Raw genomic sequence first — 25191 nt, forward strand, 5'->3', positions numbered from 1 at the left:
CTTGCGCCCGATTTGAGCACACAGGTAAATTTTAAGAGTATTAACCAATTAGCGATTCCCGCGACCATTTCGGGTATTGCGGAACCCATCCTTTCCATTACGGATACAGCCATTGTGGGCAATATTCCTGTGGATGGACTGGAATCCTTAGCTGCTGCGGGAATCGTGGGGTCATTTTTGTCCATGCTTATTTGGGTGCTCGGCCAAACCCGAAGCTCCATTTCAGCTATCATTTCCCAGTATCTGGGCGCTGGAAGGCTGGACGAAGTAAAAAACCTTCCCGCGCAGGCTATTTTCCTCAATATCCTTTTGAGCATTGTGGTACTGCTTACCACCATCTTTGTAATTGAAGAAATTTTTGCACTCTTCAATGCATCGGGAAAAATCTTGGAATATTGTGTTTCCTACTATTCCATTCGGGTATGGGGATTTCCGCTTACCCTTTTCACTTTTGCTGTTTTTGGCATCTTCCGCGGATTACAGAACACCTTCTACCCCATGGTAATTGCTATGCTGGGTGCAGGTCTCAATATCCTTTTGGACTTTGTTCTGGTCTACGGAATCGACGGCTTGATTCCTGCACTTTATTTGGAAGGTGCTGCATGGGCCAGTTTAATTTCACAGGCCATCATGGCCATATTGGCACTTATTTTATTGGTGAAAAAGACGGATATCAGTATGAAATTGACCCTTCCGCTGAACAAGGAGATAAAGCGGTTGATTTTCATGAGCCTCAACCTTTTTGTAAGGACTTTGGCCCTTAATGCCGCCTTGATGCTGGCCGTTCGTGAGGCCACCACCTTGGGAGACCGTTTTATCGGAGCACATACCATTGCTGTAAACCTTTGGTTGTTTGCTGCATTTTTTATTGATGGTTATGCTGCCGCGGGCAATAGCATGGGAGGAAAACTTTTGGGTGCCGCCGATTACGATGGCTTATGGAAACTGGCCAAAACCATATTTAAATATGGTATGATCGTAAGTCTCGCCCTTATGTGCCTCGGGTTTATTTTTTACCGGCCCATCGGTCATCTTTTTTCAAATGAAGAAATTGTGCTCAACACTTTTTACAGTATTTTTTACATCGTGATTCTAGGACTGCCCATGAATACTTTGGCCTTTATTTTTGATGGAATATTTAAGGGAATGGGTGAAATGAAATATCTGAGAAATGTACTATTGGCCGCCACCTTTTTAGGGTTTATCCCATGTCTGTATTTGGGCATGTATTTGGGGCTCGGTTTTTATGCCATTTGGATCGCTTTTGTGGTCTGGATGATGATTCGAGGATTCTCCCTGGTTTGGAAATTTAGAAGAAAGTTCAGCCCCTTGGTGCAAAACCCTTAATTTAGTGTTTACATAAATCTGACACCTGACAATCGATTTTAATGACAACAGATAGAACCAACGGAAGTTTATATACCAAAATAGAAAACAAGGTGGCGACCATCGAATTTGGTCACCCTGCCAGTAATTCCTTTGTTTCTGAACTTTTGGCCCGCCTTGCCAAGGAATTTGACAGGCTTGGTGAAAATGACGAGGTTTCCGTCATCGTTTTAAAATCTGAGGGAGAACGCGCATTTTGCGCCGGTGCCTCTTTTGATGAATTGGTGGCCGTTTCCAACTTGGAGGAGGGCAAAGAGTTTTTCAGCGGTTTCGCCGATGTCATAAACGCCATGCGCAAATGTCCCAAACCAATTATTGGTCGGGTTCAAGGCAAAACTGTTGGTGGCGGTGTGGGATTGGCATCGGCCTGCGATTATGTGCATGCAACGGTCGAAGCAGCCATCAAATTATCGGAAATTTCCATAGGAATCGGTCCGTTTGTGATTGCTCCCGCCGTGGAACGCAAAATGGGAAAAGCCGCTTTGGCAGAGCTCACTTTGTATCCCACAGAGTGGAAAAATGCCTATTGGGCCAAAGAACAAGGCCTGTACGCCAAAGTATACGATTCCATTTCCGAATTGGACAAAGAGTTGGACATTCACATCCAAAAACTGGCAACCTACAACCCCGAAGCTCTGGCCGAAATGAAAAAAGTACTTTGGGAAGGAACCGAGCATTGGGACGACTTATTGTTGGAGCGTGCCGAAGCCTCTGGAAGATTGGCACTGTCTCCGAATACTAAAAACGCATTGGAGAAGTTTAAAAAACAAAAGTAATTATGACTGATTTATTGTTCCCCTTATTGGCCCTTTTCGTAATCGTAGTGTATGTGGTCAACAGAATACGTAGCAACAGACGTTATAAAAAATAAATGAAGAACATTGCCCTGCCTAAAGGCAAAAAAGTCTATTTCGCGAGCGATAACCACCTTGGGGCACCTACCCGAAAGGACAGTTTGCCGCGTGAGAAAAAATTTGTGGCCTGGCTGGATTCCATAAAAGATGATGCCGCCGCTATTTTTCTAATGGGCGACCTTTTTGACTTTTGGTTCGAGTACAAAACTGTGGTGCCCAAAGGTTTTACGCGTACCCTGGGCAAATTGGCCGAACTATCGGATATGGGCATACCCATCACCTATTTTGTGGGCAACCACGACCTTTGGATGAATGGCTATTTTGAAGAAGAACTCAACATTCCTGTTTACCACAAACCACAGCAATTTCTCATTAATGACACCTCCTTTTTTATTGGGCATGGGGATGGTTTGGGGCCCCACGACAAAGGTTTCAAACGGATGAAAAAGGTGTTTACCAATCCTGTTGCCCAATGGTTTTTTAAATGGCTGCACCCCGATTTGGGAGTACGCTTGGGACAACACCTCTCCGTAAACAACAAGATAATTTCGGGTGAAGCTGATGCCAAATTCTTGGGAGAGGATAAGGAATGGCTTATTTTGTATGCCAAACGCAAGCTGGAAGAGCGACATTACGACCACTTTATTTTTGGTCACCGTCATTTACCTTTGGAAATCAAACTCAACGAAAAATCGACCTACACCAATCTCGGGGATTGGATTTCCTATTTTACCTACGCCGTTTTTGATGGGGAAAAATTAAGCTTGGAGAAACTGGAAGGTTAATCTTCCTTTTCGTGCTCGTCAATATCTTTTTGTAAATCCAATTTCCTAAAGGAAGGTGAAACAATAGCAGTTGTTCCGGCCGTTAAAATTGTCATGCATCCACCGAACACGACCGCTGTAACAGTTCCCAACAATTTGGCTGCCAATCCACTTTCAAAGGCGCCCAGCTCGTTAGAAGACCCCACGAACATCGAATTTACCGAAGCTACCCTTCCTCTCATATTATCGGGTGTTTTTAATTGTAGGATAGTTTGTCGAATAATCATGGAAACACCATCTACGGCACCGCTTAGGAACAGGGCAATTACCGATAGCCAAAACAATTCCGATAGTCCAAACACAATGATGCAGACCCCAAAGGCAAACACAGCCCATAACAATTTTTTACCTGCTTTTTTATGCAATGGAAATCGAGTTGAGCCCAACATGGTAATGGAAGCACCTACAGCGGGAGCCGCCCTCAAAATTCCGAATCCTTCGGAACCCACATGTAGAATATCCTGGGCATAAATGGGCAAAAGCGCTACGGCACCTCCAAAAAGTACCGCAATCATATCCAAGGTCAACGCTCCAAAAATGGCTTTGTTTCCAAAAACAAATTTGAGTCCGTCCCGTAAACTTTGAAATACGGGTTCTCCAATTTTGGGATTCAAAATGGGTTTTTTTGGAATCTGGAAAAGGAAAATCAAGGCAAACAAAGAGAAACCAAAAATGACGCACATGCTCCAATGCACTCCTATCCAGCTAATGGAAAATCCTGCCAAGGCAGGACCTAAAACCGATGCCAATTGCCAAGTGGAGCTGCTCCAAGTAGCTGCATTGGGATATATCTTCTTGGGAACGATCAAAGCAATCAATGAGAATATGGTCGGGCCCAAAAAAGACCGTACAAACCCACCTAAAAACACCAAGGCATAAATGGAATACAAAATTGTTTTTGATTCCCATGAATCTTCAAGGCCTGGCCAACTTAACAAGAACAGTCCAAGACTTATCACCGAGAACCCTACAATACAGGTGACCAAAAGGTTTCTTTTTTCTCTTTGATCTACAATATGTCCAGCAAATAAGGCCATGCTCACCGCAGGAATTACCTCCATCAACCCAATAATTCCAAGGGAAAGTGGATCTTTGGTCAAGGAGTACACCTGCCACTCAATCACAATAAATTGCATGGACCATGCAAATACCATAGCAAAACGTACAATTAAAAAAATGTTGAATTCCTTATAGCGGAGTGCTGCGTAGGGGTCCATAAAATGCTAGCGAATATCTCTTAATTTAAGTTGAAGGGTCACTGTTCCGTTCCATTCATTCTCGTCCAACGAAAATACGGCATCAAACGGTTTTATACCCTTCACCCGCTCTAATTTATTGCCCAAATTAAACCCAATACCTCCAATGGGATTGGAACCTGTTTGATATAAACTACATTTTAAATGTTTTTCGCCCTCACCAACTCCACGGGCATATCCGGTATCTTTTAATCCTTCGGCCATAAATATGGGGGTCATGTTCCCAGGACCAAAGGGAGCAAATTGTTTCAGAATCCGCATCAATTTTGGTGTAATTTGATTCATTTCTATTTTGGCGTCTACAGATATTTCGGGTTTTAGTAGTTCTGGGTCGATGGATTCCGATACCACTTTCTCGAACTGATTTTTGAAGGCTTCGTACTGCTCTTCCAACAGTGTGAGTCCTGCCGCATACATATGTCCGCCGAATTGTTCCAAACAATCGGAACAGCCTTCCAACGCGTTGTAGATATCAAACCCTTTTACTGATCGTGCCGAAGCCGCCAATTTATCACCGCTTTTGGTAAATACCAAGGTAGGCCTATAATAGGTTTCGGTTAATCGAGAAGCCACAATCCCTATCACCCCTTTGTGCCAGTTTTCATTATATACAACGGAGGTAAACCTATCTTCTTCTTGGTTTTCTTGGATTTGAACCAGGGCTGCTTCGGTGATTTCTTTATCCAAACTTCTTCGCTCTGTGTTGAACAGCTCTATTTCTGAAGCATAGTGTTTCGCTTTTTCAAAATCGTTTTCCGTAAGAAGCGTGACTGCATATTGGCCATGCTTCATACGTCCCGCAGCATTGATGCGTGGTGCAACAATGAACACTACATCGGTAATGGTGAGTTCCCGCTTTTTAGTTTGATCAATTAGCGCCTTGATCCCTGTTCTTGGATTTTCGTTGATGACCATCAAACCATAATAAGCCAAAACTCGGTTTTCGCCCGTAATAGGAACAATATCTGCCGCTATGGCGGTCGCCACCAAATCCAAATACAGCATTAAATCTTCTATGGTCTTACCTTGTTTCGAACCCAAGGCCTGAATCAATTTAAAACCGACCCCGCATCCGCAAAGTTCTTTATATGGGTATTTGCAATCTTTTTGCTTAGGGTCCAAAATGGCCACTGCATCCGGCAAAATTTCCCCTGGCCTGTGATGGTCACACACAATAACATCTATCCCTTTCTCCTTGGCATATTTTATCTGACCAATAGCTTTAATCCCACAGTCCAAGGCAATCATCAAACCAATGTCGTTATCCGCAGCAAAATCTATCCCTTGAAACGAAATGCCATATCCTTCCATATACCGGTCGGGAATATATGTGGCTACATTAGGATAGGTTTCCATGAGGTAAGAACTCATCAAAGCCACAGAAGTAGTTCCATCCACATCATAATCTCCATAAACCATAATGTTTTCATCATTCGCAATGGCTTGCTCTATCCGCTCTACCGCCTTGTGCATATCCTTCATCAAAAAAGGGTAATGCAAATGGCTCAATTCGGGGCGAAAAAATGCTTTGGCTTCTTCATAATTAGTAATTCCTCGTTGAATCAACAGTTGCGCAACTAAATCATCTACCCCTAATTTTTTGGAAAGATGGTCAATGGATTCTTGTGTAGGTTTTGGTTTTATGGTCCAACGCATAGTAGGTGTTATTTTGTTGCTGGGACTTTACTTTCAAACCTTTTGATAAGTGAAAATGTAATAAAAATATGGGCGAGATAATAGGTTGGTGTGATTAGAAAATCAAACATATGATAATCCACAAACTCTTTAAAAGCAATTATGGTATCAGAGAAAATGATAAGAACAATCCCAAGGATAAAACTCCCTTTTGCTGTGCGGTCACCTTCCATTCCCATAGCCGCTCCCAACGAAAAACAGGAAATGAGCAAATACACCAAAGAGGCTATCATTAAAGGTACATCTGTAAAGGTGGGGTACAGTACCAAAAAGAAAAACACCAAATACGCAGCCAATAAAATTACGGTGAACATTCCCTTGATTCGACCATTGAACAGGGCATAAAGCAAATAACCTACATGTGCCAAAAAGAAGAGGGCGATTCCTTTTACGAACATAAGGCTGTCCCCGTTCATATTGGATAAAAACCAATCGCCTATAATGGAAAAGAGAAATGCACCCAAAATCATCCAAGTGTCCTTGGCACTTTTCTTAAACTGCGCGTAGAGTATCAGAATTATGAGAATCCCCATCCCGGCCGTGCCGGACTTAAAAATAAAATTTGCAGTGGAAACCCCTAAAATTGCAAGGATGACAGAAACACCCAATAATACATATAACCCATTCTTTTTTAGCCACATTTTGTTTCAGTTTTAATGTTGACAGCGAACAACATGGGCTCCAAAAAGAAAACCCATATCATCAAAAAGGAACTAGAGGTTATTGTCCTTTGTGTTCGGCCTATTTGTTATGATAAAAAATCTTAATGTCCAATTTGGCAAATTTTCTGAACATTTCCATCACACCACAATATTTTTCCACGGAAAGGTCTACTGCTTTTTTAAGCTTGTCCTCCTTTAGATTGGCGCCCGTAAAATGATACTCAATTACTGCAGAATCGTAGTATTTTGGGTGCTCATCTGTAAGGTTGGCGATGGTCTCAATCTTGAATTCTTCCACTTCAAGTTTCATTTTTTTCATTAGCGATGCCACATCCAATCCTGAACACCCTGCCAGTGACGTAAGCATCAATGCCTTGGGACGTAGTCCTTCGCTTCCCCCCCCATGCTCTGGAGAGGTATCAATCTTAATAGTATGTCCAGAAGGATTTGTGCTCTCGAAAGTAGTTCCACCCAACCAAGTGGTAGTGACGTGATTTGTCATGAAATATAATTTTTGTTTCTTGTAGAATTCAAAAATACAATATTAAATATCATCCATGGCTTTAGTAAACCCCCTTTCCCCCGATCATGATCCAGAAACCAAAGAACTAGCAGCGTTCTTTAACGAAACACTTGGGTTTTGCCCCAATTCCGTGTTGACCATGCAGCACAGGCCTGCTATTTCCAAAGCATTCATCAACCTCAACAAAGCGGTAATGGCTAATGAGGGCAGAGTGACTTCTGCCTTAAAAAGGATGATTGCCTGGGTGAGCAGCAATGCTACGGGGTGCCGTTATTGTCAAGCACATGCGATCAGGGCCGCAGAACGATATGGCGCAGAACAAGAGCAACTGGACAATATTTGGGAATATAGAACGCATAGTGCTTTTTCAGAAGCGGAAAAGGCTGCGTTGGATTTTGCTTTGGCTGCTTCGCAAGTTCCAAATACCGTTAATGCTGATATTAAAGAGCAGTTGCATAAGCACTGGAATGATGGTGAAATTGTAGAAATGATGGGGGTAATCTCACTTTTTGGCTACCTGAATCGCTGGAATGACTCCATGGGGACCAACATTGAAGATGGCGCCGTGGAAAGTGCGGAAAAATATTTAGGTGAAGTGGGTTGGGAAAAAGGGAAGCATGATGGGTCTAAGTATTAATGGTCCATTTATTTTTTTCCTCCAACCACAATCACAAATTCTCCTTTGGGGGCTTTATTGTTGAAATGTTTCAAAACTTCTGACACAGTTCCTCGAACCGTTTCCTCGTACAATTTGGTCAATTCCCTAGAAACCGAAACAGGTCGATCCTCTCCAAAATACTCGGCAAAATGGGTCAAAGTTTTAATAAGCTTATGGGGCGATTCATAAAAAACCATGGTCCGGGTTTCATCAGCAAGTTCCAAAAGTCGTGTCTGGCGACCTTTTTTTACGGGCAAAAACCCTTCAAAAACAAATCGGTCGTTGGGCAAACCGCTATTTACCAAAGCGGGAACAAAGGCAGTGGCACCTGGTAGACATTCCACTTCAATATCGTTCTCAACACAAGCGCGCGTTAATAAAAATCCAGGGTCAGAAATAGCTGGGGTGCCTGCATCAGAAATCAAGGCATATGTGGAGCCATCTTTCATTTTTTGCACCAAAGAATCCACCTGCTTATGCTCATTGTGCATATGGTGGCTCTGCAAAGGGGTGTTAATTTCAAAATGTTTTAGGAGTTTCCCACTGGTGCGTGTATCCTCGGCCAAAACAACATCAACCTCATTTAAAACCTTGATGGCGCGGAGTGTCATGTCCTCAAGATTTCCGATTGGTGTTGGAACCAGATATAGCTTTCCCATGGACTAAAGTTAAGGTCTTCCAGTTAAAATAAAATTGGAAAAATGAATTTATGCGAACCTACGTTCAATTAAAGCGGTAAAGCGAGCTTCGTATTCTTCTTTACCCTCCCAATTGTTGTACTCCGGTTTTACCATGTTGTTGATAAATGCAATGGAACGTTCCTCGGTGTCAATAGTGTTGAGTTGGGAAAGTACCCTTGTGTAATCTTCCATACTATTGTTAAAAAGGTGCTTTACAAAGGCAAGTTTATCGTTGAGCCCCACTTGAAGGTCCTTGGCCAATCTGTCGTTCAAAGATTTAGCTTTTTTCTGCTGGGTGGTAACAGCACTATCATCGGTGGGAGCCAAGTTTTCCTTATCGTTTTTCATAAAATCAGGCTTGGCTACAAATTCAGCAAACACCTTTTCCAAATCGGCGTTGGAGGGCATTTCGGAAACCATATCTTTTATGGTGTCCATACCCGGGGTCATAATATCTTCCTGATGTGGATTGCTTTCAGGCACAGAGATGTTGCCACTCAAAACCGCATTTGCCATTTTCTCAAACCTTGTGGCAATCACATTCTTGCTGGTGTCAACCTCAACATCGCTTAATTTTTCGTCTATGAATTTCAATACGGCCAACTTTTCGTAAATCTCTTTGGACTTCTCATAAAGTGCCGCAAGATCCGTGTCCTCTCTTGCCGTAATTATTTCGGTGGACAACTTGATCAACTCTTCCCTCAATTTCCGTATCATAGCTTTTCTTTTTTACTATAAAAATATAATGATTTTGCTAATACCCTATCAACAAAAGGTTAAAATCTTATTGAAAACAGGGGTGCAATTTTTTAGTAGCTTTGTGCTTGTCCCAATATAACGGGAAAACAAACAATTTCTTTCAAAAATACGGTATGTTTCTCGAAAACACGGTCAATCATAAAGAACAGTTTGGATGGATTGAGGTTATCTGCGGCTCCATGTTTTCCGGAAAGACCGAAGAGCTCATCCGAAGACTGAAGCGCGCACAATTTGCCAAGCAAAAAGTGGAAATCTTTAAACCCATTGTGGATACCCGTTATCATGAGGAAATGGTGGTCTCCCACGATTCCAACGAAATTAGGTCCACTCCTGTGCCCGCAGCAGCCAATATTCGCCTCTTGGCAGATGACTGTGATGTCGTAGGAATTGACGAGGCCCAATTTTTTGATGATGAAATTGTGACCGTCTGCAATGATTTGGCCAACCGAGGGGTTCGCGTAGTAGTCGCTGGTCTGGATATGGACTTTAAGGGCAATCCATTTGGGCCCATGCCCTCTTTAATGGCCACCGCAGAATATGTAACCAAAGTACATGCTGTTTGCACACGAACCGGAAATTTGGCCAACTACAGTTTTAGAAAATCCCTTAACGACACTTTAGTGTTGCTAGGCGAAACCGAAGAATACGAGCCTTTGAGCCGAGCCGCATTTTACAAAGCTATGCTGCGCGAAAAAATCAAAGAAATGGATGTGGATTCGGAAGAAGTAAATACCAAAAAAGAGGAATCGAATGAGTAAGGTCGGAGAAACCACGTTGATTCTGGACCTTTCGGCCTTGGAACACAATTACAACTACTTACGGTCCCAAATAAACCCTGGAACCAAATTTTTAGGTGTTGTAAAAGCCTTCGCTTATGGAAGTGATATAGTAACTATTGCAAAAAAACTCAAACAATTGGGTGCCGATTATTTGGCCGTTGCTTATGTGAGTGAAGGGGTTTTGTTGCGCGAAGCAGGTATTAAAACACCTATTTTGGTGTTACATCCTTTAGCTTCCAATTTTGATGATTTGATTGCATACTGCTTGGAACCGAGTATTTATTCTAGAAATATCCTGAACCAGTTTCTTGAAGTTGCTAAAGCAAAGCAACAGTCGGATTATCCCGTCCACATCAAATTCAATACAGGTTTAAACCGTTTGGGTTTTTCAGAAAATGATACTGATTTTATTGCAGAGGAAACCAAGGACAACGGAAGCATCAAAATAGTTTCTTGCTTTTCACATTTGGCTGCGTCGGAAGATATCAACGAACGTGATTTTAGTTTAAAGCAAATCAACTCCTTCAAAAATTTGAGTAACAAACTCATTGATGCGTTGGGCTACGCCCCCATGCGACACATGCTGAACACTTCAGGCATCATCAACTATCCGGAAGCTCAGTTTGAAATGGTCCGCAGTGGAATCGGGTTGTATGGCTATGGCAATCAAGCCGAAGTGGATGCACAATTAAAACCTGTGGCTACCCTAAAAACCATTATTTCGCAAATCCATCAAATCGATGCCAACGAATCTGTTGGGTACAACCGTGCTTTCAAATCCGACGGCGCCATCAAAAGTGCCACCTTGCCCATTGGCCATGCCGATGGTATTGGCCGACAGTACGGAAAAGGCAAAGGTTTCGTTACTATCAATGGAAAAAAAGCACCCATACTCGGTAATGTTTGCATGGATATGATCATGGTAGATGTTACTGGAATCGATTGCCAAGAAGGAGACGAAGTCATCGTTTTTGGACCGAAGAAATCGGCTGAAAGATTTGCGTCATCTGCGAACACCATTTCTTATGAAATCCTAACCGCCATATCACAACGCGTAAAAAGAGAGGTAATAAACCAATGATTTTTGGTCTAGACAGAGGAACAAACCGCTTTTTTGCTTAATTTGTCTCTGATTAACCAATACTCAACTATAAAAATGGGATTTTTAAAAGAGTTTAAAGATTTTGCCATGAAAGGAAACCTGGTGGATATCGCCGTAGGTTTTGTCATGGGTGCCGCTTTTAAAGAAGTGGTTTCTTCGTTCACGGGAGGCATAGTTTCTCCTTTGATCGGATTATTGTTCAACGCAGATTTCAACGATTTGAAGTATGTGATTACCGAGGGTACTCCCAATGATGCCGGAGAAATTGTCGGGGAAATAGCCGTAATGTATGGTGCATTCCTTACCAATGTTATCGACTTTATCATAGTGGCCTTTGTTATGTTCCTTGTGGTTAAAGCCGTGAACAAAATGAAGAAAAAAGAAGAGCCTGCTCCAGAACCTCCAAAGGGACCAACCCAAGAGGAATTGTTGGCAGAAATCCGCGATTTGTTGAAGAAATAAAAATCTTTGGTACCGAAAAGTTTCGGTATCGCCGCTACATCACAATAACCTTTAAAAACCATCAATGTGTTTCGCTAACATGTTGATGGTTGTTTTATTTATAACATTTTGTTATTTTTTATTGATTGGTTGCAAAAAAGCTTGTTTAAGTCGCTGACTGAACTACCTTTGCAACAAGAAATAATTTTACGATGAAAGTAGCAGTTGTTGGAGCCACCGGAATGGTAGGCGAAGTCATGTTGAAAGTGTTGGAAGAACGTAACTTTCCCATTACAGAATTGTTGTTGGTTGCTTCGGAGCGTTCCGTAGGCAAAAAACTTACTTATAAAAATGAAGAGTACACCGTAATAGGATTGGCAGACGCTGTTGCTGCCCAACCGGACATTGCCATATTCTCTGCAGGGGGGGACACTTCTTTGGAGTGGGCTCCGAAATTTGCCGATGTAGGGACCACGGTAATCGATAACTCATCTGCTTGGCGCATGGACCCGACCAAAAAATTGGTGGTGCCGGAAATCAATGCCGATGAATTGACTGCTGATGACAAAATCATAGCAAACCCTAACTGCTCCACCATTCAAATGGTATTGGCCTTGGACCCTTTGCACAAAAAGTATCAAATGAAACGCGTAGTGGTGTCAACTTACCAATCTGTTTCGGGAACTGGGGTTAAAGCGGTAGAACAAATGGAGAACGAAGCTGCCGGAATCGAAGGTGAAATGGCATATCCTTACCCCATCAACCGAAATGCGTTGCCCCATTGCGATGTATTCTTGGAAAATGGGTACACCAAAGAAGAGATGAAATTGGCCCGTGAGCCACAAAAAATATTGGACGACCGTACGTTTTCGGTTACCGCAACCGCAGTTCGAATCCCAACCGCTGGCGGGCACTCAGAATCTGTGAACGTGGAGTTCCACAACGATTTTGATTTGACAGAAGTTCGAAAGTTACTCAGTGAAACCCCAGGAATCGTGGTTCAGGACAATCCAGATACCAACACCTACCCCATGCCTGTTTTTGCCAATGGCAAGGACGATGTTTTTGTGGGTAGACTCCGCAGGGACGAAACTCAACCCAACACTTTAAATATGTGGATAGTGGCGGACAACCTTAGAAAAGGGGCAGCTACCAATGCTGTGCAGATTGCGGAGTATTTGGTGGAAAACAACTTGGTTTCGAATACATCAGAGGCAATTTCTTAGGAAGTTATTGCTTATTTAAAATAAAAAAAGGGGGCAATTGGCCCCCTTCTTCTTTTATAGTGATAGGGTTAGTTTACACCAATTGTATCAGCGTTTCCGTCGGGGTCACCACTTACCGTTCCTCCATTGCTAATGTTTCCCAAAAGCAACAGACCACATGCATGTGGAGAAGCCATGGAAGTACCACTTATGGTATTGTATCCTCCTGGCCAAGTAGACTTAATAGCTACACCAGGCTCACAAAAATCAACCGGCGGATTTCCATAGTTTGAGAACGAAGCCCAAATATCTCCTTCGGACATCGCAGAAATGGTATAGATATTATTTCCGTTGGCCGAAGCAGGAGAAGACCCATTCGCATCCGCACTTTCATTACCAGCAGCAATGGCAAATTTCACGACTGATGAAGCATTGATTACTGCATCGTTAACAGCTTGGGAAAATCCACCTCCCAAACTCATATTGGCCACATCTCCATTAGAAGCATTGGCAGCCACAAAATCAATTCCTGCAATAACTCCAGAGTAGGAACCACTACCGCGACGGTCCAAAACCTTCACTGGAATCACAGTAGCACCGGCAGCAACACCAACAACACCAATCTCGTTATCAATGGCAGCTACAGTACCTGCTACGTGTGTTCCGTGACCGTTTTTATCCACGGTCAAGTCAGAATCAGGTCCATTGGTAAAAGCATTGTACCCTCGGCTTACATCCACATTCAAATCTTCGTGAGTAGATTCTATACCGGAATCAATAATCCACGCAACATTATTACCAGTATAAGAAGACCCGCCATTAACTCTGGCTATTCCCCATGGAATTTCTTGAGCAGCAGATCCGCCGCCTCCACCTCCACCTGGACCTTTTCCTGGTGGTGGTGCCAAAGTAAACATTTGGTCTTTTTCAATATAGGCCACACGATTATCTCCAGAAAGCTTGGCTGCATCTGCAGAACTCATTCGGGCGGAAACTCCCATCAAAGTTTTGCTATACACGCGGTCAATAATTTCTCCTTTCATTTGTAGACTTCCCAAAACTTCAGTAGCCAATTGTTTTACAGCTCCTTTGGCTGATTTATAATCAGTTCCAAATTTAGCGCCAACATCACCGGTCACCTTTTGATCAAAAACAACAATGTACGAACCATCAATTTCGTAACTGCCCTGATTGAAAATCACAGATTCCTCTGTTTCGGGAACTGCAATTGAATTTTCGAGGTTTTCCATTTCAGTTTGACTCTCATCCGAACAAGAGAATAAAATCAACCCAGTACTGGCCAAAAAGACCATCCTTTTTAAAAGAGGTTTTTTCATAATTCTATTAGTTTTTAGTTTTAATCTGGATGAATGTAATACTTTTCCTCACAAAAATATGTTATATCGTTAAAAAATTTTTAACATTACCTTAACTTTTTTATGTGGATTACGCTTTCCAGCCCATATCTTATCTTGTTTTTTATTTTTTTAAACTCCTATAAAAAAAAGGACTCACACAAAACCAGACAGCATCAATCTCATAAAATTCGTTAAAGCCTATTTGCTTCGTTCAGGTTTCTTTGTTTTATGGTATTTTTATCCGAATCAATCCAAGAAAACATGAAAAACATAAGTCTGTTGGCTGCGTTGGTTTTATTTGCAGCCTGCCAAGAAGAAACAAAAAAAAGAGATCCCATAACTGTGAACTACCCCACTACCAAAAAAGTTGACACCATTGATAATTATTTTGGAACCGAAGTGCCCGACCCCTTCCGTTGGTTGGAAGATGACCGTAGCGAAGAGACCGAAGCTTGGGTAAAAAAGCAAAACGCAGTCACTTTTGGCTATTTGGATAAAATTCCGTTCCGTGAAGATTTAAAAAACCGATTGGAAAAACTCTGGAACTATGAAAAAGTAGGTTCCCCATTTAAGGAAGGTGACTACACCTATTATTACAAAAACAATGGCCTACAGAATCAATATGTGGTTTACCGTAAAAAAGATGATGGCGAAGAAGAGGTGTTTTTGGACCCTAACACATTTTCTGAAGACGGCACTACATCCTTAATGGGACTCAGCTTTACCAAAGATGGCTCCAAAGCCGCTTACCTTATTTCCGAAGGAGGAAGCGATTGGCGAAAAGCCATTACCATTGATGCGGAATCCAAAGAGATTGTAGAGGATACTTTAGTCGATATCAAATTTAGTGGTGTGTCTTGGAAAGGAAACGATGGTTTCTTTTACTCCAGCTACGACAAACCGGAGGGAAGCGAACTTTCTGCAAAAACGGACCAGCATAAACTGTACTATCATAAATTGGGTACACCCCAATCCGAGGATAAAATCATCTTCGGGGGTACTCCTGAAGAAAAACACCGTTATGTAGGTGGTTCCGTTTCAGAAGATCAAAAATATCTATTCATTTCGGCATCCGTTTCCACATCAGGAAACAAATTGTTTATGATGGACCTTTCTGAAACCGATCCAGAGCTCATCACTATTTTGGATGACACCGATTCTGACACCTACGTTATCGACAATGAAGGTTCAAAACTCTATTTGGTAACCGACCGAGAAGCTCCCAACAAAAAAGTGGTGGTTGTGGATGCTTCCAACCCTACACCAGATAATTGGCAAGACCTGATTCCAGAAACTGAAAATGTATTGACAGCAGGAACCGGCGGAGGCTATTTCTTTACCGAATATATGGTGGATGCCATTTCCAAAGTACTTCAGTATGACTATGAAGGAAATTTGGTCCGCGAAGTGGAACTGCCAGGTGTAGGAAGCGCAGGAGGTTTTGGTGGCAAAAAAGAAGACAAGGAATTCTATTTCTCCTTTACCAATTACAACACGCCTGGATCTTTGTACAAATACAATGTGGAAACGGGTGAGTACGAGCAATATTGGAAACCTCAAATTGATTTTAATCCAGATGATTATGAATCAAAACAGGTATTCTACAATTCAAAAGATGGCACAAAAGTGCCTATGATCATCACCTATAAAAAAGGAACAGAACTCAACGGTAAAAACCCTACCATTCTTTATGGCTATGGAGGTTTTAATATCAGTTTGACACCTTCATTTAGCATTGTGAATGCCGTTTGGATGGAGCAAGGTGGTGTGTATGCCGTTCCCAACCTAAGAGGTGGTGGAGAATACGGTAAAAAATGGCACATAGCGGGCACCAAGCTTCAAAAGCAGAATGTTTTTGATGACTTTATCGCCGCTGCAGAATACCTGATTGATAATAAGTACACTTCTAAAGAATATTTGGCCATTCGTGGTGGTTCCAATGGTGGATTATTGGTTGGTGCCACAATGACCCAGCGACCTGATTTAATGCAAGTAGCTTTGCCAGCTGTGGGTGTAATGGACATGTTGCGCTATCACACCTTTACCGCAGGAGCTGGATGGGCCTACGATTACGGAACTTCGGAAGACAACGAAGAAATGTTTAAATATATTAAAGGCTACTCCCCAGTACACAACGTAAAAGAAGGAACTGAGTATCCGGCCACTTTGGTAACTACTGGAGACCACGATGATCGTGTGGTTCCTGCGCACAGCTTTAAATTTGCTGCAGAATTACAGGAAAAACAAGCTGGCGAACAACCTACCCTAATTCGAATCGAGACCAATGCAGGTCACGGGGCAGGAACGCCAGTAAGCAAAACCATTGAGCAATATTCCGATATTTTTGGGTTTACCTTTTTTAATATGGGATTTGATGAATTGCCCAACCAAGCCGTGCTCAAAGAATTTAAAGATTAAACATATAAAGGGCCACTGATTTTGAGTGGCCCTTCTTTTCTATGCTAAAAGTTCACGTAGATTCTTTCGGTTATCATGACCAAACTATTTTAAAGGACATTTCTTTTGAAGTGGCCCCAGGTGAGCATGTGGCTTTGATGGGGGAAAGTGGTTCAGGCAAAAGTACCTTGCTAAAAATCATCTACGGTCTGCTCCATGTAGAAGAAGGTTCCATTTTTTGGGGAGATATTGAAGCTCTTGGGCCTAACTTTAATTTGGTTCCCGGTGAGCCCTACATGAAATATCTGGCACAGGATTTTGATTTGATGCCTTTCATATCCGTTGAAGAGAACATTGGTCAGTTTCTCTCTGTTTTTGAGCGGGAAACCCATGAAGAACGCATCAATGATCTACTGGAGTTAATTGAGATGAAGCCTTACGCCAAAACCAAAGTAAAATACCTCAGCGGGGGACAGCAGCAACGAGTGGCCCTCGCTCGAGTATTGGCTCAAGAACCTGAAATTTTGATTTTGGACGAGCCTTTTGGCCATATCGATAATTTTAAGCGCAATTCTCTCCGAAGAAATCTCTTTTTGCACCTCAAAAAACAAGGCATTACGGTGCTTACTGCAAGCCACGACCCCAGTGATGTACTTCCGTTTGCGGAACGCACCTTGATTTTGGAAGAAGGAAAAATAATCGCCAATCAAAATACACGAGATCTTTACAACAACCCTCCCAACTACTACACGGCATCCATGTTTGGACAGGTAAACCAAGTTCCCATGAAGCTTTTAAAATCCTATTCTGAGATTGAAAGGTCAGTGCTAGTATATCCCCATGAATTCAAATTTTCCGATTCCTCTGGTTTAAAAGTTGAGGTGGTCAACTCTTTTTTTAATGGCGGTCATCATTTAAATGAAGGATCCACAGATGATGGAACCATAATCTTTTTCAATTCTGAGAAAAAGCAGGAAAAAGGAGTAACCATATTTCTTAATGTATCTTTGGAAACCATCAACAGAAGGCTCCAAGTTGGACAAAAAACAAATACATAGGGAACTTCAGTTTAAGGCTATGCGAAGCAGCGGTGCCGGAGGGCAGCATGTGAACAAAGTTTCTTCCAAAGTAGAACTCACTTTTAACATTCCAGCTTCGGAAGGGCTTTCGGATAGGGAAAAACATCGGATTCAATTAAAATTAAAATCGCGCCTGACCAATGAGGGTGCTTTGGTCCTTCAATGCGATGAAGCCCGAAGTCAGCACCGAAACAAGGACTTGGTCGTAAAACGTTTTTTTGAGATGCTCAAAAAAGCCGTTACCATTCCCAAAAAGCGAAAACCGACAAAACCCACAAAATCTTCCAAGGAAAAACGGTTACGGTCCAAAAAGAAAACCTCAGAAAAAAAGGCAACCCGTAAAAAACCAGATTTGGGGAAATAAGAATTTGTTGATTTTACCAACACTAGATTATAAACCCATTAAAAAAACATCCTCCACAGTAATTCTAACGGACTTGATTTAATATCCTCGTTACAAATGCTTAATTTTCAGTCAAATTCTAACTAATTCAAAAAAATGATTTCTAAAACTGCAAACCTCAAAACATTGCTGCTCTTTGCGGTGATGGCTTTGTCTTGCGCTGCGTTTTCCGTAGCACAAAATGTTCCCTCCCCCGAAGACGTATATGGATTTAGGGTGGGAGCCGATTACAAATTGGCCGATTATTCCCAAATAGAAGATTACTTGTCCAAATTGGATGCCGCTTCCAACAGGGTTAAAAAAATTGAGATTGGAGAGACCGTTTTAGGTCGTAAAATGTACCTCTTGTTCATCTCCACGGAAGAAAACTTGGCTCAACTCGATAAATGGAAAGATATCAGCACCAAACTTGCCCGCGTTCAAGTTGGCGAAGAAGAAGCCGTTAAACTTTCACAAGAAGGGAAAGCCATTGTTTGGGTAGATGGTGGAATGCACTCCACGGAACTGGCCCACGGGCAGATGACCTCTGAACTAGCTTACACCCTTGCCACATCCGAAACGGCAGAAATGCAAAAAATAAGGGAAAATGTGATTACCCTTTTAATGCCGGTAATGAACCCGGATGGGCTAGACATTGTTGTGGACTGGTACCGAAAAAACCAAGGTACGGCGTATGAGACCTCACGTCCTCCGATTCTATACCACTACTACATGGGTCACGACAATAACAGGGACTGGTTTATGAACATAATGCCAGAAACCTATAACGTTACCAAAATATTGTACAACGAATGGTACCCGCAGATTGTTTATAATCACCATCAATCCTCTCCGTCTTGGACCAAAATTTCACTTCCTCCCTACGCCGATCCGGTAAACCCAAGGATCCATCCAGCAATCACTGCAGGTGTTAGCGAGGTGGGTTCTGCCATGACCAAGCGCTTTTCCCTTGAGAATATGCCCGGTGCCATTGCAGACAACTTTTATACCATGTTCTGGAACGGTGGTGGACGTACGGTGCCATACTATCACAACATGATCGGTATTTTGACCGAAACTGGACACACTACGCCAACCCCAAGATTCTATGACCCAGAAAAGCTTCCAAAGACAGTGGCGGGAGGTACCCCAACAGATGGTACGGACATAATGTACCCAGACCCATGGAAAGGTGGTGAATCCCATTTTAGGGACGCGGTTGATTATATGTTGACAGCCACTTGGGCCACTTTGGATCTTGCTGCCGATCGCAAAAGCAATTACCTACACAACATATACAAAATGGGTAAATCTGCTGTTGAAAAAGGAAAGACCGAAGACTTGTTCGCTTACATCATCAGCAAAGAACAATGGGATTCGTTTGAGGCTGTAAATTTGGTGAACGTATTGCTTCAAGGTGGAATTGAAGTTGAAAAAGCGACCAAAGATTTCACTGTAAACGGAAAAGAATACGAAGAAGGTTCTTATGTGATTTATACTTCACAAGCTTTCAGGCCTTATTTATTGGACTTAATGGAAAAACAAAATTATCCAACTCGTTTTCAATACCCAGGTGGTCCTCCGGATACGCCATACGATTTAGCCGGATGGACACTTCCAATGCAGATGGGAATAAATGTGGATAAAATTGCAGAATCATTCAAAGCCCCAACAGAAAAAGTTACTGGTCTTGTAAAATATTATGAAGGTGATGTAAATAGAAATGGTTCTTTTGGTTACGCCTTGAGTGTAAACACAAACGCCTCTGTGGTCGCCACAAACAAAATTTTGAAAGCTGGAGGAACTGCACACAAAAGTATGGCTGAATTCAAAGCTGGAAAAGTAACTTTCCCTGCAGGGTCTTATATTGTTTCTGGTGATAAAGAAATGATGGAGTCCTTGGCCGATGAGTACGGACTTGAATTCACAGGACTTGCAGCCAAGCCTGAAGTACAGTTGAAGAAAATCCATTTGCCTAAAGTAGGCTTGTACAAATCTTGGGTGGCCAATATGGACGAAGGATGGACCCGTTTTGTAATGGATGAATACGAGTTTGACATGGATACCTTGCACGATGCTGATATCAAAACCAAAGATCTCTCACAGTATGATGCGATTATTATTCCATCACAAAGACCAAGTTCCATTTTGCATGGACACAGCAATTTAAGCATGCCAGAAAAGTTCACAGGGGGAATTGGCCTTAAAGGTTCGGTTGCTCTTAGTGACTATGTAAACGAAGGTGGAACTTTGATAGCCTTTGACGCCGCTAGTAATTTTGTTATCGAACAATTTGGACTGCCCTTGAGTGATGCCGTAGCAGGTGCCGACAGTAATGATTTCTTTATTCCAGGTTCTTTAATCAAAGCTGGTGTGGATACTTCGCATCCATTGGGTTTTGGCATGAAAGATACTGTTGCAGTATCCTTTAATAGAAGTAGGGCTTTTACTATTGACAAACAGAGAAAATCAGGTGAAGGTGGTGAAGAGGACATTAAAGATGCCCCCGCACCCGAAGTTGAAGTAATTGCCTCCTATGCTGCCAAAGACCTATTGATGAGCGGTTGGGCCATGGGAGAAGATAAGTTTATAGCCAAAAAACCGGCAATGGTTAAAGCTAAATACGGAAAAGGCTCTGCCATCTTGTTTGCGTTCCGTCCACAGTTTAGAGCGCAGCCACGTGGCACCTACAAATTGATTTTTAATGCGATTTACGACGGTGCTTCGGAATAGCAAAAAGCATATTAATGGATAAAGGAAAGCCGCATCAAATTGATGCGGCTTTTTATTTGAATACATTTTTTGTCTTACCTAAAAAGAATCGCAACAGCTCCGATTGCCGTCACAATCAAAATAAAGCGTTTGTAATTTTTTTCGTTGATTTTTCTCACCAAAAAGACACCCAAAATCAGTCCAGCACCAATGGCTGGCAATAATCGTAAGTTAATTAGAAGGCTTTCCACCGAAATTGTTTTCCATACAAAAACATGAAAGGGGAGCTTAAACAGATTGGTGATAAAAAATAGCCAAGCCGCCGTACCTACAAATTCATTCTTGGGTAACCGCATGGCCAAAAAGAAAATATTGGTAAATGCTCCGGCCAAATTTCCAATCATGGTGCATATGCCTGCAAATATTCCCATAGAACCGGAAAACAACCAATGGGTGGGTACTTTTTTAGATTTCCTTCGATCCCACCAAATCAACATTCCCAAACTGATAAATATAACGACCACCATTCCCCATTTAAACTCACGTTCGGGAAGATCTTTTCCGATTAAAACCCCCACAAGAATCCCGAGAATCATCCAAGGAAGAAACTTAATAATGTACTTCCATTGGGTATGCCGGTTGTAATAGGCCACCGCAAAAATATCACCCACAATAAGCAAGGGAATAAAAAGACCGGTAGAAGCCCTAGAGCCAAAAGCCAATGCCATTAGCGTCACATTAAAAATGGACATGCCTTTCAGTCCCGCTTTTGAAACCCCCATTAAAAAGGCGGCGGTAGCTGCCATGGTCCATGCGGCAACAGAAATATCTGAGAAAGTGGAAAGAAACATGAAGACTTTTTACTAATTCACAAAAGTAACCCAAAAAACCTATCTTTAACTCCAGCCAAACTAAACAAATGAAACTAGAACTTTTAGATTACATCATCATTTTTGGATTTTTTGCTATAGTCCTTTTTATCGGAATCTATGTCTCCAAAAAATCAGGAAAAAACACCGCAGAATACTTTTTATCCGGTCGTAGCATGCCTTGGTGGCTTTTAGGGTTTTCCATGGTAGCCACTACATTCTCCACGGACACTCCCAATTTGGTAACCGATTTTGTTCGTACCGACGGGGTATCGGGAAACTGGGGATGGTGGGCCTTTTTGCTAACAGGTTTACTTACGGTTTTTGTGTATGCTAAACTTTGGAGGAAATCCAACGTCTCCACCGATATGGAGTTTTATGACCTGCGATATGGAGGAAAGCCTGCTCATTTTTTAAGAGGGTTTCGCTCGTTGTATTTAGGTGTGGTCTTTAATGTAATGGCCATGTCGGCCGTTACTTTAGCTGCCATTAAAATTGGACAGGTAATGCTTGGTTTGGAACCCGTTGAAACCGTGCTGCTGGGAGGTACCATTACGGTAATATTTAGTGCAGTCGGTGGTTTTCGAGGGGTAGTCTATACAGATTTTCTTCTGTTTTTTGTTGCCATGGGCGGTGCTATTGGAGCTGCGGTCTATTTAGTGAATATGCCGGAAGTAGGTGGTCTGGATAGTATTTTTGCCAATGCCCAAGTGCAGGAAAAAATGTCAATTCTTCCAGATTTCTCCGATACCGATGCTTTAATTGGTTTGTTGATTATACCATTGGCAGTGCAATGGTGGAGTGCTTGGTATCCTGGTGGGGAACCAGGTGGTGGTGGCTATATTGCGCAAAGAATGTTGGCCGCGAAAAATGAAAATCACGCTATTGGAGCAACGTTTTTCTTCAACATATTGCACTACGCGCTAAGGCCTTGGCCATGGATTTTGGTGGCATTGGCCTCCATCGTGGTCTTTCCAGATTTGGAGAGTATTCGTCAAGCCTTTCCCAATGTGCCCGAAAACATCCTTAAAAATGATTTGGCCTATTCCGCCATGTTGACCAAATTGCCAACAGGTTTGTTGGGTCTGGTGATGGCTTCCTTGGGAGCGGCCTATATGTCAACCATTTCAACCCACCTCAACTGGGGTTCCTCTTATATTGTAAATGATTTTTACAAACAGCAAGTAAACAAGAATGCATCGGAAAAAGAGTTGGTTAATGTGGGAAGGATTTCCACCGTTGTGCTGATGATTTTAAGCAGCTTGTTCGCTTTAGAGCTCAATAATGCTACCCAGTTGTTCGATATAATCATCATGTTTGGAGCGGGAACAGGACTCATCTTTTTGTTGCGTTGGTTCTGGTGGCGTATCAATGCATGGAGCGAAATTGTTGCCATGTTCTCATCTGGTATAATCTCTATTTTGTTTTGGCAGTATGAAGACGTCCTCTTTTTGGCAGAAGGAGCACCTTTTCCTACTTGGAGCAAATTTCCATTGGTCGTACTTATAACCACCATACTTTGGTTGGCAACCACATTTTTGACCAAACCTGAAGAAAATAAGGTGTTGTACCGATTCTACAAAATCACAAAACCAGGAGGTCCAGGGTGGAACAAGATTCATGCAGAAGCGAAGGCCGAAGGAGTTTCTTTGGAAGATGAAAATGCCAAGTGGTCCGTTCCTTCAGGAGTTTTGGCCATGATTGTAGGCTGTATTTTGGTGTATGGATGCCTTTTCGCTACTGGAAACTGGATTTATGGTAATTATCCTTTAGCCCTAGGGCTTACCGTTTTGGTGGTAGTGGCCGCCTTTGTCCTTTTAAAAGTATGGCGTGGTATGCGGAATGTGTTCTAGTGAGCCTTTACCCTCTCAACTCCAATAAGCGGGAAACATATTTCCCAACCACATCAAACTCCAAATTCACCTTTGTACCTGCTTTGTAGGTATGGAAACGAGTATGCTCATGGGTATAAGGAATAATCGCTACGCTAAAACTGGTCTTTTGAGAATCTACCACGGTTAAACTCACTCCATCTACGGTGATGGATCCTTTTTCAATGGTCACATTATTGAGTTTGGGGTCATATTCAAAACTATAGATCCAGCTGCCATCTTTCTCCTCAACAGATTTACAAACCGCGGTTTGGTCCACATGCCCTTGAACAATGTGTCCGTCCAAACGGGCACCGAGTACCATGGCACGCTCCAAGTTTACCTCATCGCCCAGCTCTAAATCATCCAAATTGGTTTTATTTAGAGTCTCTTCAATGGCTGTCACGGTATAGCTATCACCATCCAAGGAAACCACAGTAAGGCATACCCCATTGTGGGCCACACTCTGATCTATTTTCAATTCCGAAGTAATATCCGAAGCGATAGTGATGTTCAGATTTCCACCATCTTTTTCCAGCTTTTCGACTTTACCCAAAGTCTCTATGATACCTGTGAACATGTGTCTTATTAATTGACTAGTTTTGTAATGCAAAAGTAGCCATAACGGCATTCATTTTATGAAGGAAAAGCAAAAAATAAAGTTAGGGATTTCCATAGGGGACATTAACGGCATTGGGTGCGAGGTAGCACTCAAAACATTTGAAGACCCGCGAATGTTGGAGTTTTGTACCCCAATCATATTTGCATCCAATAAAACCATCTCCCAACAAATCAAAGATTTGGGAATGGACCTTAAGTTTAATGGTGTTAGGGATGCCGAACAAGCTTTGGAAGGCAAGGTAAATATTGTCAATGTTTGGAGGGAAGTTCCTAAAATAGAATACGGTCAGGCCGCCAAAGAAGGAGGTAATTTTGCTATTCGTTCCTTAAAAGCTGCCGTTGCTGCTCTAAAAGAAAACAAGATTGATGTGTTGGTAACAGCACCCATCAACAAAAACAATATTCAGTCCGAAGATTTTAAATTTCCCGGACACACGGACTTTCTTGCCCAAGAACTTGAAGGTGAAAGCCTGATGTTTATGGTCACGAATTCGTTACGTGTTGGTTTGCTTACCGATCATATTGCGGTAAAAGATGTTGCCAAGACCATTACCCCAAAATTGATTCGTGACAAGGTGACCACAATGGAAAAATCCCTAAAAATGGATTTTGGTATTCGCCGACCCAAAATCGCTATGCTGGGCATTAACCCGCATAGTGGAGATAGTGGAACTATTGGTGAAGAGGACGATAAAATTATGAAACCCACCATTAGCGAATTGTTTGCAAAAGGAACTTTGGTGTACGGACCGTATTCAGCAGATAGTTTCTTTGGCTCCAACAGCCATGAGAACTTTGATGCCATTTTAGCGGCCTATCACGATCAGGGATTGATACCTTTTAAAACTCTTTCCTTTGGAAAAGGGGTGAACTATACGGCAGGATTGGACAAGGTCCGGACATCCCCAGACCATGGAACAGCCTATGAAATTGCCGGAAAAGGCAAGGCGGACGAGAGTTCTTTTAAGGAAGCCGTATTTACTGCAATGCAAATATTCAGAAACAGAACTGAGTATTTGGAACTGACCAAAAATCCCCTTCAGAAGCAGAAAATTAAGCGTGGAGGCTAAAAAGTTAA

23 protein-coding genes are annotated in these 25191 nt (G+C 42.3%); 14 read left to right on the forward strand and 9 right to left on the reverse strand.

The window, feature by feature from the left end; translation table 11 throughout:
* Positions 1-12 precede the first annotated feature (12 nt).
* The 3 genes from D2V08_RS05815 (at position 13) to D2V08_RS05825 (ending at position 3025) form a co-directional block, all read left to right on the forward strand.
* A complete protein-coding gene (locus D2V08_RS05815; RefSeq protein WP_119607117.1) occupies positions 13-1347 on the forward strand; it encodes an MATE family efflux transporter in 1335 nt (444 codons plus the stop codon).
* 41 nt (positions 1348-1388) lie between these two features.
* Positions 1389-2162 carry an enoyl-CoA hydratase/isomerase family protein gene (locus tag D2V08_RS05820; RefSeq protein ID WP_119607118.1) on the forward strand — a complete coding sequence of 258 codons (774 nt, stop codon included), beginning with the start codon at positions 1389-1391 and terminating at the stop codon, positions 2160-2162.
* 95 nt (positions 2163-2257) lie between these two features.
* A complete protein-coding gene (locus tag D2V08_RS05825; protein ID WP_182835497.1) occupies positions 2258-3025 on the forward strand; it encodes a UDP-2,3-diacylglucosamine diphosphatase in 768 nt (255 codons plus the stop codon).
* Here the strand turns inward: D2V08_RS05825 and D2V08_RS05830 are convergent.
* The 4 genes from D2V08_RS05830 to D2V08_RS05845 form a co-directional block, all read right to left on the reverse strand.
* Positions 3022-4281: an MFS transporter gene (locus D2V08_RS05830; RefSeq protein ID WP_119607119.1), complete on the reverse strand. Its 1260-nt coding sequence runs from the start codon at positions 4279-4281 to the stop codon at positions 3022-3024. The genes D2V08_RS05825 and D2V08_RS05830 overlap by 4 nt on opposite strands.
* A 6-nt stretch (positions 4282-4287) precedes the next feature.
* Positions 4288-5976 (reverse strand): single-stranded-DNA-specific exonuclease RecJ, encoded by a 1689-nt coding sequence (gene recJ, locus D2V08_RS05835; protein WP_119607120.1) that lies wholly within the window; start codon positions 5974-5976, stop codon positions 4288-4290.
* An 8-nt stretch (positions 5977-5984) separates the two neighbouring features.
* The gene (locus tag D2V08_RS05840) at positions 5985-6656 is read right to left on the reverse strand and encodes a lysoplasmalogenase (protein WP_119607121.1); all 672 of its coding nucleotides are present in this window, start codon (positions 6654-6656) and stop codon (positions 5985-5987) included.
* A 100-nt stretch (positions 6657-6756) separates the two neighbouring features.
* The gene (locus D2V08_RS05845; RefSeq protein WP_119607122.1) at positions 6757-7179 is read right to left on the reverse strand and encodes an OsmC family protein; all 423 of its coding nucleotides are present in this window, start codon (positions 7177-7179) and stop codon (positions 6757-6759) included.
* A 55-nt stretch (positions 7180-7234) separates the two neighbouring features.
* On the opposite strand from D2V08_RS05845, the gene D2V08_RS05850 reads away from it, so the two are divergent.
* Positions 7235-7837 (forward strand): carboxymuconolactone decarboxylase family protein, encoded by a 603-nt coding sequence (locus tag D2V08_RS05850; protein WP_119607123.1) that lies wholly within the window; start codon positions 7235-7237, stop codon positions 7835-7837.
* An 8-nt stretch (positions 7838-7845) separates the two neighbouring features.
* Here the strand turns inward: D2V08_RS05850 and rsmI are convergent, their stop codons facing one another.
* Positions 7846-8517, reverse strand: a complete 672-nt coding sequence (gene rsmI, locus D2V08_RS05855) for a 16S rRNA (cytidine(1402)-2'-O)-methyltransferase (RefSeq protein WP_119607124.1) — start codon at positions 8515-8517, stop codon at positions 7846-7848.
* A gap of 48 nt (positions 8518-8565) precedes the next feature.
* Positions 8566-9255 carry a DUF8457 domain-containing protein gene (locus tag D2V08_RS05860; RefSeq protein WP_119607125.1) on the reverse strand — a complete coding sequence of 230 codons (690 nt, stop codon included), beginning with the start codon at positions 9253-9255 and terminating at the stop codon, positions 8566-8568.
* Positions 9256-9410: 155 nt separating this feature from the next.
* Here D2V08_RS05860 and D2V08_RS05865 point away from each other — a divergent pair, with 155 nt between their 5' ends.
* The 4 genes from D2V08_RS05865 to D2V08_RS05880 all read left to right on the forward strand — a co-directional run bounded on the left by D2V08_RS05865 (position 9411) and on the right by D2V08_RS05880 (position 12845).
* The gene (locus tag D2V08_RS05865; RefSeq protein WP_119607723.1) at positions 9411-10055 is read left to right on the forward strand and encodes a thymidine kinase; all 645 of its coding nucleotides are present in this window, start codon (positions 9411-9413) and stop codon (positions 10053-10055) included.
* Positions 10048-11157, forward strand: coding sequence for an alanine racemase (alr, locus tag D2V08_RS05870; RefSeq protein ID WP_119607126.1), 1110 nt, complete (start codon positions 10048-10050; stop codon positions 11155-11157). Before D2V08_RS05865 ends, alr begins: the two co-directional genes overlap by 8 nt.
* 75 nt (positions 11158-11232) lie before the next feature.
* Positions 11233-11640, forward strand: a complete 408-nt coding sequence (gene mscL / locus D2V08_RS05875) for a large-conductance mechanosensitive channel protein MscL (RefSeq protein WP_119607127.1) — start codon at positions 11233-11235, stop codon at positions 11638-11640.
* Positions 11641-11831: 191 nt separating this feature from the next.
* On the forward strand, positions 11832-12845 hold the full coding sequence (locus D2V08_RS05880; protein ID WP_119607128.1) for an aspartate-semialdehyde dehydrogenase: 1014 nt from the start codon (positions 11832-11834) through the stop codon (positions 12843-12845).
* A gap of 68 nt (positions 12846-12913) precedes the next feature.
* Here D2V08_RS05880 and D2V08_RS05885 read toward each other — a convergent pair whose 3' ends face one another.
* Positions 12914-14161, reverse strand: a complete 1248-nt coding sequence (locus D2V08_RS05885; protein WP_245980516.1) for a S8 family serine peptidase — start codon at positions 14159-14161, stop codon at positions 12914-12916.
* A 282-nt stretch (positions 14162-14443) separates the two neighbouring features.
* Here D2V08_RS05885 and D2V08_RS05890 point away from each other — a divergent pair, with 282 nt between their 5' ends.
* From D2V08_RS05890 to D2V08_RS05905, 4 genes are all read left to right on the forward strand, one after another.
* Positions 14444-16600, forward strand: coding sequence for a prolyl oligopeptidase family serine peptidase (locus D2V08_RS05890; RefSeq protein ID WP_119607724.1), 2157 nt, complete (start codon positions 14444-14446; stop codon positions 16598-16600).
* Positions 16601-16641: 41 nt separating this feature from the next.
* Positions 16642-17637 carry an ABC transporter ATP-binding protein gene (locus D2V08_RS05895; RefSeq protein WP_119607130.1) on the forward strand — a complete coding sequence of 332 codons (996 nt, stop codon included), beginning with the start codon at positions 16642-16644 and terminating at the stop codon, positions 17635-17637.
* A complete protein-coding gene (gene arfB, locus D2V08_RS05900) occupies positions 17615-18022 on the forward strand; it encodes an alternative ribosome rescue aminoacyl-tRNA hydrolase ArfB (RefSeq protein WP_119607131.1) in 408 nt (135 codons plus the stop codon). The genes D2V08_RS05895 and arfB overlap by 23 nt, the downstream gene beginning before the upstream one ends.
* 135 nt (positions 18023-18157) lie before the next feature.
* Positions 18158-20773, forward strand: coding sequence for a M14 family metallopeptidase (locus D2V08_RS05905; protein WP_119607132.1), 2616 nt, complete (start codon positions 18158-18160; stop codon positions 20771-20773).
* A 74-nt stretch (positions 20774-20847) separates the two neighbouring features.
* On the opposite strand, the gene D2V08_RS05910 is transcribed toward D2V08_RS05905, so the two are convergent.
* A complete protein-coding gene (locus tag D2V08_RS05910; RefSeq protein ID WP_119607133.1) occupies positions 20848-21603 on the reverse strand; it encodes a sulfite exporter TauE/SafE family protein in 756 nt (251 codons plus the stop codon).
* A gap of 68 nt (positions 21604-21671) precedes the next feature.
* Between D2V08_RS05910 and D2V08_RS05915 the strand changes: the two genes are divergently transcribed.
* Positions 21672-23474, forward strand: coding sequence for a sodium:solute symporter family protein (locus tag D2V08_RS05915; RefSeq protein ID WP_119607134.1), 1803 nt, complete (start codon positions 21672-21674; stop codon positions 23472-23474).
* A 7-nt stretch (positions 23475-23481) separates the two neighbouring features.
* On the opposite strand, the gene D2V08_RS05920 is transcribed toward D2V08_RS05915, so the two are convergent.
* Complete coding sequence (locus D2V08_RS05920; protein WP_119607135.1) at positions 23482-24072, reverse strand: riboflavin synthase; 591 nt, start codon at positions 24070-24072, stop codon at positions 23482-23484.
* 58 nt (positions 24073-24130) lie between these two features.
* On the opposite strand from D2V08_RS05920, the gene pdxA reads away from it, so the two are divergent.
* Positions 24131-25183 carry a 4-hydroxythreonine-4-phosphate dehydrogenase PdxA gene (gene pdxA / locus D2V08_RS05925; RefSeq protein WP_119607136.1) on the forward strand — a complete coding sequence of 351 codons (1053 nt, stop codon included), beginning with the start codon at positions 24131-24133 and terminating at the stop codon, positions 25181-25183.
* The last annotated feature ends 8 nt before the right edge of the window (positions 25184-25191 follow it).

Source organism: Flagellimonas lutimaris (assembly GCF_003581615.1).
Lineage (GTDB): Bacteria > Bacteroidota > Bacteroidia > Flavobacteriales > Flavobacteriaceae > Flagellimonas > Flagellimonas lutimaris.

Coding starts and splice junctions, on each gene's coding strand:
- D2V08_RS05820 (WP_119607118.1), top strand. CDS start 1,389: ATGACAACAGATAGAACCAACGGAAGTTTATATACCAAAATAGAAAAC.
- D2V08_RS05825 (WP_182835497.1), top strand. CDS start 2,258: ATGAAGAACATTGCCCTGCCTAAAGGCAAAAAAGTCTATTTCGCGAGC.
- D2V08_RS05830 (WP_119607119.1), bottom strand. CDS start 4,281: ATGGACCCCTACGCAGCACTCCGCTATAAGGAATTCAACATTTTTTTA.
- recJ (WP_119607120.1), bottom strand. CDS start 5,976: ATGCGTTGGACCATAAAACCAAAACCTACACAAGAATCCATTGACCAT.
- D2V08_RS05840 (WP_119607121.1), bottom strand. CDS start 6,656: ATGTGGCTAAAAAAGAATGGGTTATATGTATTATTGGGTGTTTCTGTC.
- D2V08_RS05845 (WP_119607122.1), bottom strand. CDS start 7,179: ATGACAAATCACGTCACTACCACTTGGTTGGGTGGAACTACTTTCGAG.
- D2V08_RS05850 (WP_119607123.1), top strand. CDS start 7,235: ATGGCTTTAGTAAACCCCCTTTCCCCCGATCATGATCCAGAAACCAAA.
- rsmI (WP_119607124.1), bottom strand. CDS start 8,517: ATGGGAAAGCTATATCTGGTTCCAACACCAATCGGAAATCTTGAGGAC.
- D2V08_RS05860 (WP_119607125.1), bottom strand. CDS start 9,255: ATGATACGGAAATTGAGGGAAGAGTTGATCAAGTTGTCCACCGAAATA.
- D2V08_RS05865 (WP_119607723.1), top strand. CDS start 9,411: ATGTTTCTCGAAAACACGGTCAATCATAAAGAACAGTTTGGATGGATT.
- alr (WP_119607126.1), top strand. CDS start 10,048: ATGAGTAAGGTCGGAGAAACCACGTTGATTCTGGACCTTTCGGCCTTG.
- mscL (WP_119607127.1), top strand. CDS start 11,233: ATGGGATTTTTAAAAGAGTTTAAAGATTTTGCCATGAAAGGAAACCTG.
- D2V08_RS05880 (WP_119607128.1), top strand. CDS start 11,832: ATGAAAGTAGCAGTTGTTGGAGCCACCGGAATGGTAGGCGAAGTCATG.
- D2V08_RS05885 (WP_245980516.1), bottom strand. CDS start 14,161: ATGAAAAAACCTCTTTTAAAAAGGATGGTCTTTTTGGCCAGTACTGGG.
- D2V08_RS05890 (WP_119607724.1), top strand. CDS start 14,444: ATGAAAAACATAAGTCTGTTGGCTGCGTTGGTTTTATTTGCAGCCTGC.
- D2V08_RS05895 (WP_119607130.1), top strand. CDS start 16,642: ATGCTAAAAGTTCACGTAGATTCTTTCGGTTATCATGACCAAACTATT.
- D2V08_RS05905 (WP_119607132.1), top strand. CDS start 18,158: ATGATTTCTAAAACTGCAAACCTCAAAACATTGCTGCTCTTTGCGGTG.
- D2V08_RS05910 (WP_119607133.1), bottom strand. CDS start 21,603: ATGTTTCTTTCCACTTTCTCAGATATTTCTGTTGCCGCATGGACCATG.
- D2V08_RS05915 (WP_119607134.1), top strand. CDS start 21,672: ATGAAACTAGAACTTTTAGATTACATCATCATTTTTGGATTTTTTGCT.
- D2V08_RS05920 (WP_119607135.1), bottom strand. CDS start 24,072: ATGTTCACAGGTATCATAGAGACTTTGGGTAAAGTCGAAAAGCTGGAA.
- pdxA (WP_119607136.1), top strand. CDS start 24,131: ATGAAGGAAAAGCAAAAAATAAAGTTAGGGATTTCCATAGGGGACATT.